The following is a 13,038-nucleotide window of genomic DNA, read 5'->3' as shown; positions in this document are numbered from 1 at the left end:
AAAGCACCTGCCTCAATTCAGAATTCTTGATTCAACCTGCACCGGTTTGTTCGCCCGCAGCATCAAGCCCAGCCCTACGAACAGCACCGGCACCACCATCGAAAAGTGCCGGGCGAAGGAGCCGAAGTCCGGCTCGAACAAACCCTGCACCAACAGAAACGCCAGCGGAATCGCGATCAGTTCCTTGGGTTTGGTCTGTATCGGCGCGCCTTTGTAATCGGTCGAGGTGATGACTTTGAACAGCAGCAGCGCGGTCATGATCATCAACGCCACGAAGATCACCTGCCCCGGCCCGGACAGCAGAATCAGCTCCACCGGGAACGACAAGCGGAAGAAGATGATCATCGAGTCCAGCGCCTGCGAAACGAAGTCGCTGCCGGTGAGCCACGAGACGATCAGCGACTTCGAGCCCTCCTCGCCCGCCGTGCGCAGTTCGTTGTTGCTGGCGCGAATCGACGACACCGGGAAGCCCAGCGCTAGTTGAATCGCCATGGCCACCGCCAGGTAGAACAGGAACAACATCAGAAAGAACGTCGTGCGTGATACGTACTTTTTCATCACGCAGACGCCGACCCACGACAGCGAAAACAGAATCCAGTACGGCCGGATCAGCACGCCGTAAATCACCGCTGAGAGAAAGAATCCGCCACGATATTTGCGCGTCAACGAGCTGAGCAAAATGCTCAACACCGCCACCGATACAATGATTTCCTTGGTCAGGTTCTCAAGGAAAAACGAGCGGACGATACCCCACAGACACAGGGTGCCGAAGATCGCCAACGGCATGCGCCGAAACACCACCACCGGAATCGCCGTGAGGAAGAAATTGCAGAACATGCCGTAGGCCCAGGCATTGGTCAGGTTGATCCCGGTGGGCCGCAGCAGGAACGCCGAACACTCGTACGATGAGCGATCGGGCGAGAACGGGTTCCAGAAGTTGCAGTTGTCGGCGCGCGCGTAGGACGACCACAAGGTCATCGCATCCGGGCCCGGATCACGAGGGATCAGCAGCGGCATGGCCACTGACAAAAACAACCCGGTGAACAGAATCAGGAACGACACATACGAATCGAGTCGCTTGCCGCGAAACTCGATACACGGCAGCTTCAGGCCCATGACACGGCAGCCTTTTTCGCAGCGGTCACGCGCGTCAGAACGGCAATAACGCCGAGCTGCACGATGACCGCGAAGACATTGCCCCACGCCGCGCCATAAATCGAATAGTGCTTGATCAACACGTAGCTGACTGGCACCGAAACCAGCAGGCAGATCGCTGCGCTGGCAAGCGAGACGCGGCTGTTTTTCGAGGCAATCAAACCGCCCCAGACGATGTCGCCAATCGCCCGCAAAGCGCAGGAAAAGATCAGCACGCCAAGAATCGCATTGTCCGGACGCGGCACGCTGGTGGCGACGTAATCGAGCACCACGTTGAAGAACAGATAAATCGCCACCGCCACCGCCGCCGACACCACCAGCGAACGCATCACCCATTTGTTGACGAACAACTGCTTGACCGTAAACGCCTGCTGATCGGCCTGAAACCGCTTGGCCAACACCGGAATGCCAACCACCGCGACCACCGCATACGACAAGGCTTGCAAGGTGTTCGCCGCCGACCACGCGTACACATATTTGCCGAGGCTGGCGTAGGGCTCCAGATCGATAATCAGGAAACGCTCGGCGTACTGACTCAGCGCGATCAAACCGGTACCGAGGTAGAACGGCAACCCGGCCTTCCACACCGCGCCCGTCGCCAGCGTCGAGCTGTCGCGGCCCTTGTGCACGTTCACCACAATCAAGTATCCGGCGACAATCACCAGCACATTCGCCGCGACCCACAACCACAGCACACTGGCGATCCCCGACACCCAGCCGAGCATCATCCCGCCCACCGCCAACACCGCCCACAGACCGGTCTTGATGAAGAAAAGCAATGCGCCGGCCGTGGCTTTTTGTGCGGAAAACACGAACGAGTTGATCTCGAACGACAGGTGCTCGGTGAGCAAAACCAGGGTCACGCAGAGGATCAGCGTCGCCGTCGCTTCAACGGTCTGGAACAGTGAATAAATCAGCACCGTCACCACCGACAGCACCAGTCCCACCGCCAGGTACAACAGCAAAACCTTGTCGACCACGCGGCGCGAACTGCCGCCGACGCTGATCAAGCGATTGATCTCAGAACTGAAACCGACGCTGTAAAACTTCGAGGCGATCAACGACGCGGCGACCACCACACCGTAAAAACCCAGCGCCTCATAACCGAGGTAATGAGTGATCGCCAACACCAGCAAAAACTTCGCGCCCAAGGCTCCGCCGCGAAGCAGTAGCCGAAATATCATCGAACGACACCCTTGATGATCTCGTCCATGGCCACGGTTTTCGCTTCGATTTCACGGCAGGTATCGGTCAGGCGCTGGCCGAAATTCGACAGCGCATTTGGCGCGTAAACCGTGTTGATGATGGTGTCGACATCGATGTCACCGCCATTGATCACCCAGTCCTCGACGCCCATGTCCTGATAGGCGCCAAAGCCTTTGCGCTCGTAGCTGATGTGGTACGCCGGCACGCCGGAAAGCAGCGATTCGATGGCGCCGTGCAGGCGCACAGAGATCACCAGATCGGGCTGATATTTGGCGATGGTCGCCTTCAACGACAGCAGGTCTTCAGTGATGCCCAGTTCGCGATAGAAGGCACCGTCATCGTTGCCGCGAACGGCGCTCTGCACGGCGCAGACCACTTTGCTTTTTTGCTTAAGGCGTTGCAGCAGCAGCTTCAGGTTGGCGACGTACGCGACCTTCTTGTCCTTGCTCCACTCCGGCGGCTTGCGCAGCACCACGCACACCGTGGCTGGCGATGCGGCGCAACGGGTGAACTTCGGTTGCTGGAGGATTTTGCTCGCCAGCGATTGCACCGCCAGATCCGGCGCGCGGTAGACGTTTTCGCAAGCGTCGAAAATCGCCGAGGAACGGTTGTCACGCACGAACACCGCATCGGCGTTGGCGTAGTGCTCGACGATTTTGCTGCTCTCGCCATGGAACGGGCCGATGCTTTGCGGCAGGTACACCGACGGCAATTTGCTGAGGATCGCGGTTTCCAGTTGCTTGGCGTGACCGAGCTTCAACTTGATGTGTTCGAAAGCGCTTTTCGAGCGCATGTAGCCGCCGCCAACGCCGACGATCAGATCGGTTTTCTGCAGCAGATCCGCCAACCCGGCGTAGGACTGATTGAGAAACACCGCTTGCTTGACCCGGCCCAGGCCCTTGGCCGCCATCACTGGCGCGTCGAAACGCGGGTGCGGCAGATAGCTGAAAGAATCCGGATCAGAGGCGACCACGCTGATCGCGGTGTCGTCGCCAAAGTTGCGCTGCACCAAGGCAATGGCCAGATCGACGAGCAGGCCGTCACCGGAGTTGGACGCACTGTAGCCATGCAAAATCGTTACGTTCATATGCTTGAGTTCTACTTAAAAATTGGGAGCGCGATACAGGTCGTAGGTCTGGCGAATCATCAACGCGGCGCTGAAACGCTCGCGGACGATGCTGCGCCCTTCGCTGCCGAGGTCGAGCAAGCGCGGCTTCTGGATTTGCGCCAGCACATCGGCCAGCGCCTGGTGATCGCCGGACGGAAACACGTAGCCCGACACGCCGTGCGTGACCAGTTCCGGCAGCGAGGTGCAATTGCTGGCGATCACCGGCAGCCCCATGGCCATGCCTTCCAGCGGCACCATGGCGAAACCTTCCCAGCGACTCGGCACAATCAGCGCATCGGCTTTCTGGTACAGCGCCTGCACTTCGCTCGGCGTGACCCACGGCAGGTATTCGACCGAATCCATCGGCGGACACTCCACCGAATCCTCGTTGACCGCGCTGCCGACCACCGTCAGTTTCAGGTCATTGCGCTGCACATTGGCGAAGGCCTTGAGCAGCACGTCGAAGCCTTTCTGGTAATCGAGACGGCCGACAAACAGCAGATGAATCGGCTCGGGGCTCGCGGCTTTCGGCGCGTCGTCCTTATGATGAATGCCGTTGTAGATCAGCTTCATGCGTTTGCGCTCGATGCCGAAGCGCGCGGCTTTATCGAGTTCGTACTGGCTGACGCAAATGATCACGTCGGTGACCTTTTGCAGCACGCGCTCGATCCACGCATAGACCTTCTGCTTGATTGGCGAGCTTTCCATCAGAAACGAAAACGCGTGCGGGCAGTAGACGATTTTCGGCTTGCGCCACGGACGCAACAGCACGCAGACGCAGCGGCCAATCACCCCGGAAAAGGTGCTGTGCAAATGCACCACATCGGGTTTCTCCTTGAGCAGCACCTGCGTCAGACGCCAGGCGAAACGCAGCAACGACGGCACATTGCGCCCGGTGCGCGGGAAGGTGCGGATCTGTTGCGCGCCGATGCCGTGCAGTTCTTTGGCCTGATCCTCCGGCACCAGATACACCAACTCGTAGTCGGCCGCATCGCCTTCCGGCGACGCCGAAATCGTGCGAATAACGGTCGCGACGCCACCTTTGATCGTCTCTGCCACGTGCAGTATTTTTTTCACAACTCACCCACTTCAAACAGGAAAGGACAATCGCCAAAACTCAGGATTTGTCGGACGCGTATTCGTAGTTGTAATAGCCGTAGCCGCCGTTGCCGTAGTAGCTCGCGGCACGCTTCTCGACGCCGTTGAACACCGCGCCTTTCAACTCGATACCGTTCTGCGCGAAGCGGCGGATGGTCAGCTCGATCTCTTTGGCCGGGTTCACCCCGAAGCGCGTGACGATAAGGCTGATGCCCGCTTCACGGCCGACAATCGCCGCATCGGTCACCGCCAGCAGCGGCGGCGTATCGATGATCACCACGTCGTACATCTCGCTGAGTTGCGCGAGCAATTCGCGGAAGTTCGCGTGCATCAACAGCTCGGACGGATTCGGTGGCACCTGACCACGGCTGATGAAATGCAGGTTGTCGACTTCGACTTTGTTGATCGCTTGATCGATGCTGCAGCGCTTCACCAGCAGGTCGGATAAACCGTTGCTGATTGGCGTGTTGAGGGTTTTGTGCAGGTGCCCTTTGCGCATGTCTGCATCGATCAGCACCACGCGCTGACCGCTCAAGGCCATGACTGCGGCGAGGTTGGACGAGACGAAGGTTTTGCCGACTTGCGGGCTCGGCCCGGAAATCATGATGCGGTTGTTGGTCGAATCGAGCCCGGCGAAGTGCAGGCAAGTGCGCAGGCTGCGGATCGACTCGATCGACAAATCGGTCGGATTGCGCAGCGCCAACAGGTACGCCGGTTTGTCGACGCCATCGCGGGCGCGGCCCTTTTTGTTGTCCTCTTCCTGTTGCAGCGCGCTGTACGGAATCGACGCGTACACCGGCAAACCGAGTTGCTCGATGGCTTCGGGGCCTTCCAGCCCACGGCTCAGGGATTTGCGCAGCAGCACCAGCGCCACACCGACGAAGGCGCCGAAGAATGTGGCGATCAGCACGATCAAGGCTTTCTTCGGTTTGACCGGACTGGTCAGGTCGACGTCCGCCGTATCGACCAGACGCACGTTACCCACCGCACCGGCACGAACGATGTCCAGCTCCTGGGATTTGTTGAGCAACTGCGTGTAGATCTGCGAGGCGACTTCAACATCGCGGGTCAGGTTGAGCAGTTCTTGCTGGGTGGCCGGCAAGTCCTGGACTTTGCCTTCCAGCGACTTCTGCTGCTGGGTCAATTCACCGATCTGGCTCATCAACGCGCGATAGGCCGGGTGCTGTTTGGTGAACTTGCGATCCATCTCCGCCTGCTGCATTTTCAGCTCGGAAATCCGCGTTTCCAGCGCGACGGACTGACCGAGCACCGATTGCGTTTCCAGGGAAATGTTCACGGTTTTGCCGTGGGTCTGATAGGCGTTCAGGGCATCGCTGGCCTTGGCCAGATCACGTTTGACCTGCGGCAACTGACTTTGCAGGAAGGCCAGGCTCTGCGCCGCTTCCGCCGAGGTACGGCGTACGTTTTGCTCGACGTAGAGCGAGGCAATCTTGTTGAGAATCTTCACCGCTTCAGGCGCGTCGGCACTGGCGAGGGCCAGACGAATGATTCCCGACTCTTTGCCTTGTTCAGAGATATCCAGTGCATCCTGATAACCCTGAATCGTCACGATGCGCGGATTGCGCACCACTTCGAAACGCGTGCCGGGATTGGCCTGCAATTGAGTGATCAAGCCTTCCACGCCATCCTGCGCAAAGGCTTCGCCCATCGCGCCCTCGGCCAGCAGGTTGTCGTTGTCATCGAGCAACTGGAAGCGATGTTGTTCGCCAGCGATCAGCGTGAGTTTTTTGCCGAGCAATTCTTTCGGCAGATTGAGCCGGGCAAACTCCAGCCGCTCACCGCCCCAGGCGTAGCTGTTCAGGCCGAAACGCGGCGCGGCGACGCTGCTGTCGGTTTCGCCGCGATAACGCCGGGCGAGAAAGCCGCCGATGAGCGGGAAGGTGTTGGGGCTGACGTCGATGTCCAGGCGCAGGTCGTCGACGGTTTTGCCGATCACTGCGCGGGATTTGATGATACCGATCTCGGTCACCGACGGCGATTGGCCGCCGAGCATGCTGTTGAGGTCGGAGAAACCGAGCATGTCGTTCTTTTTCGGTTCGACCTGCACCAGCGCGTTCGCCGAATACACCGGCGTGGCCAAAACCGCATAGGCAACGCCGGTGACCATAAACGCGCCGGTGAGCGCGCCAATCAACCATTTCTGATCGATCAGGCTGCCAAAGATGCCGAGCAGATCAATGCTGTCTTGATCATTGTCACGGGTGCCGATTACGGACGGTAACTGCATAAGTCTGTTCTTACCATTCACTGTTCTGAAGAATATTCGTCAATGCCCGAGGCGCTGCGCCCATGAACTAACTGCATCTTCAATCAATGCATGCGCATGGATAAAAGCGGCTTTACCTTGACGATACGGATCGTGTATTTCGCGCTCGCTCTGCCACTTGCCAAGCAGAAACACTTTGCCCCTCGCGTGCGCGGCAATCTTCAGTACTTGATTAACGTGTTGTTTTTCCATGACCAGAATCAGGTCTGATTCATTGACGATGTCTGATGTCAGTTGCCGAGCCTTGAACGTTTCGGCGCTGTGGCCGTGATCTTCGAGCACCTGACGCGCCGACGCTTCGACACCCTCGCCGACCCGCGCCGCAAGGCCTGCGGAGGTAACGGTGATCGCTGACGAGGCCAGCGCGTTACGCAGCAACAGTTCTGCCGTCGGACTGCGGCAAATATTGCCCACGCACACAACAAGGATCTTTCTGAACAAGGTTTTACTTTCCCGGGTAATGTCAAACGGCCAACATGCCAAAGGATTGCAATGAACCCTGTGGATCTTTCTGCACTCAGAAATAGAATCGCCCTGTTAGTACTGGAGCATTAAGTACCACAGCGTTTTAAAGGCGCCCAACCACTATTAGCGGACTAAAAATAACTGTGATTTTCGGCTGATTGTTTTCCGACAAAAAATAACATTCGCGCACTAAGTGCCATCACCTCACTCGAAAATTGAGAAAAGAGATCATTCTTCGTAGTTGTCACTTCTCTTCGGGAGAGCAGACATGAAATCGACACCTTTGAAACAACTTGGCGCGCTGACGTTGGCGCTGCTCGGTGCCACCAGTCAGGTTCACGCCAGTGAACTGTTCCCTAACCTCCCCGCCAAGACCATCGGCGTGCAGGTGAAGATCCAGAACTTCACCGCCGCCGATGCCGCGCAGATCAAAGCCGCCGGGTTCAGTTTTGTGCGCTTCGGTGTGTGGAGCGACAGCCTGAGCGCCAAGGCCTATCAGCAGCAGGTCAGCGCTGCCTTTGCGGCGGCGCGATCGGCGGGGTTGCCGGTGCTGTTGACGGTGCGCGCGATCAAGCCGTTGCCGGCTTCGTCAGGCAGCGAACTGGCGACGGCGGGCGAAGCGTTCGCCAATGCTGTGACAAGCCTGGAAACGTCCTACAACGCGCAACTGGTGGCGATTGAGCTGTGGAACGAGCCGGATCTGCCGACCTACTGGCCGACGGGAAATTTCGACACGACGTTCGTGCCGTTCATGAGTTCGGTGTGCAAGACGTTGCAGGGCAAGCCACCGGCGACGCCACTGGTGGGTTATGGCTTCGCGCGGCCGCCGACCGCCGGTTCCGCGTCCACCGTGGCGCTGAACCGCATCGTCAGCGAATACCCGAAATGCCTGAGCGCGGTGTCGTATCACCCGTATGGCATGACTGCTGCGCAGATCAGCAGCGCGCAGGCATTCATTCAGCAGAACTTTCATTTGCCGGGGGTAATCAGTGAGTGGGGCGTCTCAGCGCTCAGCTCTAATGGTGGCGCCGATGGTCAGGCGAGCAAGATCAACGCCTTTATTGGCGATGTTAAAAAACTGCAGATCCCGCTGACGTCTATCTATGAATGGAAGAACAGTGATTCCGGCAGTAACGATCGCGAGAAGAACTTCGGCCTGTTGACCTCTGACGGTCAGCCGAAACCGGCGCGAATGTCGGTCGAAACCCTGTTGAACGCTGAGTAGTCCGTGCGCAACCGATCTGTACGCAGGTCGGTTGCTTTGAACCTGTGCGCTGTTTTGGCATCGTATTCATCGATAGCCCGCCCCACCTTTCAAACAATCGTTTTCAGGTTGTTGCCGCAGGGGCCATCGATACACGTCCACGCCCTTGAGTGACCGTCAGCGCTCGGGTAATGTCATCAGACCCATAGGATAGAGCACGCCCATGACTTCCAAGCTGGAACAACTCAAACAATTCACCACCGTAGTGGCCGACACTGGCGACTTCGAAGCGATCGCCCGGGTCAAACCGGTCGACGCCACCACCAACCCTTCCCTGCTGCTCAAAGCCGCGGCCATTTCCGGCTACGCCGAGCTGCTGAACGCTTGCGTCAGCGACTGCAAGGGCGATGTCGGCCTGGCCAGCGACCGTTTTGGCGTCGCGGTAGGTCAGGAAATTCTCAAAGTGATCCCGGGCCGTATCTCCACCGAAGTGGATGCACGCCTGTCGTTTGACAAAGACGCTGTGCTGAAACGCGCGCATCGCCTGATCGAGCTGTACGACAAGGCCGGCATTGGCCGCGACCGCGTACTGATCAAGATCGCTTCGACCTGGGAAGGCATCCGCGCTGCTGAAGTGCTGGAAAAAGAAGGCATTCAGACCAACCTGACCCTGCTGTTCTCCTTCGCCCAGGCCGCAGCTTGCGCCGACGCCGGCGTGTTCCTGATTTCGCCATTCGTGGGCCGCATCTACGACTGGTACAAAAAGGCCAACGGCAACGACTACACCGGCGCCGATGATCCGGGCGTACAGTCGGTCACGCGCATCTACAACTACTACAAAGCCAATGACTACAAAACGGTGGTCATGGGCGCGAGCTTCCGTAACCTGAATCAGATCGAGCAACTGGCCGGATGCGACCGCCTGACCATCAGCCCGGATCTGATCGACAAACTGGCAGCGGATAACGGCAAGCTGGAACGCAAACTGGCCCCAGGCCACGCCGGTGAAGCCCGTCAGAGCCTGAACGAAGCGCAATTCCGCTGGCTGTCCAACGAAGACGCGATGGCCACCGAGAAACTGGCTGAGGGCATCCGTCAGTTCGCTCGCGACCAGGAGAAGCTTGAGGCACTGTTGCAGGCCAAGCTGTGATTTGATTGTTTGAAATGCAAAAAGGGCGAACCTGTGAGGGTTCGCCCTTTTTTATGGCTGGGAAATATTCGGTGTTCTTGCGGAAGCTATCGCGAGCAGGCTCACTCCTACAGGGGATCTGTGGAGTGATCGCGATTATGTGGCTAATGAAGAACCCTGTAGGAGTGAGCCTGCTCGCGATAGGGCCAGCCGCCCTACCCTCAGCTCAAACTATCAATGCCGCTCGAGGGCATTCACCAGGTCATGAAACGCTTCGCGATTGGAATCGTTCAGGCCCATGAGGATTTTGTGTGCTTCCAGCACCTTGATCCGCACCACTTCTTCCGACTGATCCTGATCTGGCAGGTCGTCCAGGCACTCCGGGCATGGCACCGGGTGGTTGACGATGTTGAACACCTGCTCAAACCCCATCGATTGCAGCAGACGGGTGATGTCATCGTGGGTGGTCACGACAGTCGGCAGCAGGCCGACCTTTTGCCGCGACAGGATCGACAGTTTGGCCAGCAAGCCCAAGGTGGTGCTGTCGATGCTGCGGGTTTCGGTCAAATCGATCACGATCGCGTTGAAATTCAGCGCGGTGAAGATTTTCTCAATAGTCGCATCCAACGCCGAACACAGGGTCAGGCGAACTTCACCGACGAATTTCAGGACGAAGGTGCCGTCCTGCTCGGCGAACTGGATTCTACCGGTACTCATTAAAGATTCCTGCTCAACACCAACAGGGCGATATCATCCGGCATCTCCCCTAGCGTGGCCAATTCAAACACTTGCCGCAGACCATCCAGGCTGCCGCCCGCCGACTTCACCCGTTGGGGCAAAGCAGCTTCTTTTTCTTTGAGCGTGGGTTCTGGCAACAAATCCAGAATGCCATCGGACATCAGCGTCAGGCTGAACGTCGGCGGCAGCTCAAGCACGTGGTCTTCATAGGTGGCTTCATTAAAGAGGCCCACCGGCAAACCGCGCCCTTCGAGATAACGAACACTGTCAGGCGTGTACAACACTGGCAAAGGCAGATGACCGCCGATGCTATAGGTCAACAAACCGGTCTCCTCGTCGATGACTCCACCGACCATTGTGACGTGTTTGCCCAGCTTACAACTGATCAGCCCCCGGTTGATATGACCAAGGACTTCTGAAGGCTTGAATTCCGGCAATGTGCCGTTGCGCTTGGATTCGAACAGCAAGCGCGTGGTCATGAACTTCAACAGCACCGTGACGAAGGCTGACGAGGCGCCATGCCCGGAAACATCCGCTAGGTAAAACGCAACCCGGCGCTCGTCGACACGGAAATAGTCGACAAAATCACCCGACAGGTACAACGACGGGATGATCTGGTGGGCAAACTTGAACTCGTCGATGCTCCACGGACTTTCCGGCAGCATGTTCATCTGCACCTGGCGACCGGCGTTCTGGTCTTCCTGGAGCAGGTTCAGGCTGGCGGCGAGCTCACGATTGGCCTTTTCCAGCTTCTCGCGGTAGCGCTGGTTTTCCAGCAGCAGACGCGAACGATCGAGGGCCCGGCGCACAGAGTGCTCGAGCACAGCCAGATCTTCGAGAGGCTTGATCAGGTAATCCGCCGCGCCCAGGCGCAAGGCCTCGACCGCGTCGTTCATCACGCCGGCACCCGACACCACGATCATCGGCGTCTGCGGCGAACGCTCGGTGACCTGGCGAATGAATTCGAGTCCGCCCATCTGCGGCATGCGCAGATCGCAGATAACCAAATCGGGCTGTTCTTGCTCGAATACCTTGAGACCCTGTTGGCCGTTGCTGGCCTGCAGGACGCTGAAACCACTGTCTTCCAAATAGGCCGCGAGGCTCGCGCGCACTACTTCGTCATCATCGATTATCAGCAGCGTGGCACTGGTTTTTGGCATGTGGGCAAACGGCGCCAGAATTAGGTTGGCGTAGTGGGCAAGGTAACAACCCTGCGCGGACTACTGGATTCGCTTTCTAGCCTCTCTGTTGCACCGCTTTCGAGCATAGGCCGAAACGCAGTTACTTCAGAGGTGCCCTTCTAAGGCGCAGACGGTACTCCCATCCGCAGAGCGTTTCAAGCATGCGCCGATGGTCGCTTGACGACTTTACTTGTCAAATCACTGGGAGTTATAAGAACAGCTCAAACCGTAACCCAATGGAAGGACGAAGGCATGAGTCAAACCGGTCGGGACTACAGCGAAAAGCGCGATTTCATCCGCATGCGAGTCGATGCCGATGTCGTGTTGATTCATGAGGGTGATGAGGTTTCAGGAGTGTGCATCGACCTCTCGAGCAGTGGCATGCAGGTCGAAGCGCCCAGAGAATTCGCGGTCGGCGACCGTTTGCGCGTGCGGATCGACTCCGACCATGCAGCGCTCACTGGCCTTGAGGCCGAGACCGAAGTGGTCTGGGTCAGCGCACAAGATGGCGGCGCTCAGAAGCTAGGCCTGACCATTCTGAAGATGAAATAAGCGCACACAAAAAAGGCGACCCGAGGGTCGCCTTGTTGTTTCTACAGGTCGAGATTAAAAATCGTCTTCAACCTGACCATCTTTAACTTTGAACTCGCGGTTCTGCAGGTAAGCGTTGCGGATGAACGTGTACTTGTCGCCGCTGATCAGCTTCTCGCTCGACAGCAGGCTGGCGCGGGTGTCGACGATGTTCAGACCGAAGATCGAGTTACGCGCCGGCACGTCGTCGATGTAGCGATACATGCCGGTGAAGCTGTCGACGTACTTGGACGGCGCGTCACGCAGGGTGCTCGGGCCCATCAACGGCAGCATCACGTACGGGCCGCTGCTCACGCCCCAGTAACCGAGGGTCTGGCCGAAATCTTCGTCGCTGCGGTGCAGGCCCATTTTCGTGCCGACATCGAAGAAACCGAGCAGACCGAAAGTGGTGTTGAAGATCAGACGCGCCGTATCAACGCCAGCGGCAGCCGGTTTGGCTTGCAGAATGTTGTTCGCCAGGTTGGTGACGTCGCCAACGTTCTGGAACATGTTGTGGATGCCGTCTTCAACGAACTGCGGCGTCACGAACTGATAACCCTGTGCCAGCGGCTTCAGCGCGTAGGTATCAACGAAATCGTTGAACTGGAAGATCGGACGGTTAACGCTTTCCCAAGGGTCTTCTTCCGTCGCAGCGTTGGCGGCGAACGGAACCAGCATGACACTGGCGCATACACAAAGCTGAGCGAGAGGATTGCTCCAGCGCATAGAAAACTCCTTGGATTTGATTCTGGCACGGGCAGCTGAGGCCACGCGTAAGAACGCTAGTATAAGCGCAATCGGCATTTTGGGCAGTCTGGCATGAGACTGTCTGTAGGAAGTTTCCTTCATTCCCTTCCGCAAGCCCTGTCATCCAACTGTCATTGTCGCGCCCTAGCC

Annotated in this window: 12 protein-coding genes; 3 read left to right on the top strand and 9 right to left on the bottom strand. The window is 58.0% G+C overall.

From position 1 onward, the window contains the following. Window positions 1-12: 12 nt before the first annotated feature. Genes ACP3TY_RS07005 through ACP3TY_RS06980 form a run of 6 tightly spaced genes read right to left on the bottom strand, consistent with a single transcriptional unit; the run spans window position 13 to window position 7,295 of the window. Window positions 13-1,116 (bottom strand): hypothetical protein, encoded by a 1,104-nt coding sequence (locus ACP3TY_RS07005; RefSeq protein WP_053122025.1) that lies wholly within the window; start codon window positions 1,114-1,116, stop codon window positions 13-15. Beyond that, the gene (locus ACP3TY_RS07000) at window positions 1,107-2,339 is read right to left on the bottom strand and encodes a phosphoribosylaminoimidazole carboxylase (protein ID WP_426619566.1); all 1,233 of its coding nucleotides are present in this window, start codon (window positions 2,337-2,339) and stop codon (window positions 1,107-1,109) included. Before ACP3TY_RS07000 ends, ACP3TY_RS07005 begins: the two co-directional genes overlap by 10 nt. Next, complete coding sequence (locus ACP3TY_RS06995) at window positions 2,336-3,448, bottom strand: polysaccharide pyruvyl transferase family protein (protein ID WP_426619565.1); 1,113 nt, start codon at window positions 3,446-3,448, stop codon at window positions 2,336-2,338. Before ACP3TY_RS06995 ends, ACP3TY_RS07000 begins: the two co-directional genes overlap by 4 nt. A gap of 15 nt (window positions 3,449-3,463) precedes the next feature. Next, on the bottom strand, window positions 3,464-4,546 hold the full coding sequence (locus ACP3TY_RS06990; protein ID WP_426619564.1) for a glycosyltransferase family 4 protein: 1,083 nt from the start codon (window positions 4,544-4,546) through the stop codon (window positions 3,464-3,466). Window positions 4,547-4,586: 40 nt separating this feature from the next. Beyond that, the gene (locus tag ACP3TY_RS06985) at window positions 4,587-6,815 is read right to left on the bottom strand and encodes a polysaccharide biosynthesis tyrosine autokinase (protein ID WP_426619563.1); all 2,229 of its coding nucleotides are present in this window, start codon (window positions 6,813-6,815) and stop codon (window positions 4,587-4,589) included. 39 nt (window positions 6,816-6,854) lie between these two features. Further along, entirely contained in the window at window positions 6,855-7,295 is a 441-nt protein-coding gene (locus ACP3TY_RS06980) for a low molecular weight protein-tyrosine-phosphatase (protein WP_053122039.1), read from the bottom strand. A gap of 292 nt (window positions 7,296-7,587) precedes the next feature. Between ACP3TY_RS06980 and ACP3TY_RS06975 the strand changes: the two genes are divergently transcribed. Then, complete coding sequence (locus tag ACP3TY_RS06975; protein ID WP_426619562.1) at window positions 7,588-8,544, top strand: glycosyl hydrolase family 5; 957 nt, start codon at window positions 7,588-7,590, stop codon at window positions 8,542-8,544. 202 nt (window positions 8,545-8,746) lie between these two features. Then, entirely contained in the window at window positions 8,747-9,673 is a 927-nt protein-coding gene (gene tal / locus ACP3TY_RS06970; RefSeq protein WP_053122043.1) for a transaldolase, read from the top strand. 213 nt (window positions 9,674-9,886) lie between these two features. Here tal and rssC read toward each other — a convergent pair whose 3' ends face one another. Both rssC and rssB read right to left on the bottom strand, forming a co-directional pair. Then, a complete protein-coding gene (gene rssC, locus ACP3TY_RS06965) occupies window positions 9,887-10,369 on the bottom strand; it encodes an anti-sigma factor antagonist RssC (RefSeq protein ID WP_042560140.1) in 483 nt (160 codons plus the stop codon). Beyond that, window positions 10,369-11,550, bottom strand: coding sequence for a two-component system response regulator RssB (rssB, locus tag ACP3TY_RS06960; protein WP_053122045.1), 1,182 nt, complete (start codon window positions 11,548-11,550; stop codon window positions 10,369-10,371). Before rssB ends, rssC begins: the two co-directional genes overlap by 1 nt. 273 nt (window positions 11,551-11,823) lie before the next feature. On the opposite strand from rssB, the gene ACP3TY_RS06955 reads away from it, so the two are divergent. Beyond that, window positions 11,824-12,123: a PilZ domain-containing protein gene (locus ACP3TY_RS06955; RefSeq protein ID WP_159814263.1), complete on the top strand. Its 300-nt coding sequence runs from the start codon at window positions 11,824-11,826 to the stop codon at window positions 12,121-12,123. 54 nt (window positions 12,124-12,177) lie between these two features. Here the strand turns inward: ACP3TY_RS06955 and ACP3TY_RS06950 are convergent, their stop codons facing one another. Beyond that, a complete protein-coding gene (locus ACP3TY_RS06950) occupies window positions 12,178-12,867 on the bottom strand; it encodes an MlaA family lipoprotein (protein WP_053122049.1) in 690 nt (229 codons plus the stop codon). Window positions 12,868-13,038 lie beyond the last annotated feature (171 nt).

The sequence above is a fragment of the Pseudomonas rustica genome (assembly GCF_049959085.1).
Classification (GTDB): Bacteria; Pseudomonadota; Gammaproteobacteria; order Pseudomonadales; family Pseudomonadaceae; genus Aquipseudomonas; species Aquipseudomonas rustica.
Note: the sequence above shows the minus strand (reverse complement) of the source record. Positions and strands in the feature narration are given on the sequence as shown.

Bases quoted from the DNA above. Each gene is read 5' to 3' on its own strand.
- rssC (WP_042560140.1), bottom strand. From the start codon at position 10,369: ATGAGTACCGGTAGAATCCAGTTCGCCGAGCAGGACGGCACCTTCGTC.
- ACP3TY_RS06955 (WP_159814263.1), top strand. From the start codon at position 11,824: ATGAGTCAAACCGGTCGGGACTACAGCGAAAAGCGCGATTTCATCCGC.
- ACP3TY_RS07005 (WP_053122025.1), bottom strand. From the start codon at position 1,116: ATGGGCCTGAAGCTGCCGTGTATCGAGTTTCGCGGCAAGCGACTCGAT.
- ACP3TY_RS06975 (WP_426619562.1), top strand. From the start codon at position 7,588: ATGAAATCGACACCTTTGAAACAACTTGGCGCGCTGACGTTGGCGCTG.
- ACP3TY_RS06995 (WP_426619565.1), bottom strand. From the start codon at position 3,448: ATGAACGTAACGATTTTGCATGGCTACAGTGCGTCCAACTCCGGTGAC.
- rssB (WP_053122045.1), bottom strand. From the start codon at position 11,550: ATGCCAAAAACCAGTGCCACGCTGCTGATAATCGATGATGACGAAGTA.
- ACP3TY_RS06950 (WP_053122049.1), bottom strand. From the start codon at position 12,867: ATGCGCTGGAGCAATCCTCTCGCTCAGCTTTGTGTATGCGCCAGTGTC.
- ACP3TY_RS06985 (WP_426619563.1), bottom strand. From the start codon at position 6,815: ATGCAGTTACCGTCCGTAATCGGCACCCGTGACAATGATCAAGACAGC.
- ACP3TY_RS07000 (WP_426619566.1), bottom strand. From the start codon at position 2,339: ATGATATTTCGGCTACTGCTTCGCGGCGGAGCCTTGGGCGCGAAGTTT.
- tal (WP_053122043.1), top strand. From the start codon at position 8,747: ATGACTTCCAAGCTGGAACAACTCAAACAATTCACCACCGTAGTGGCC.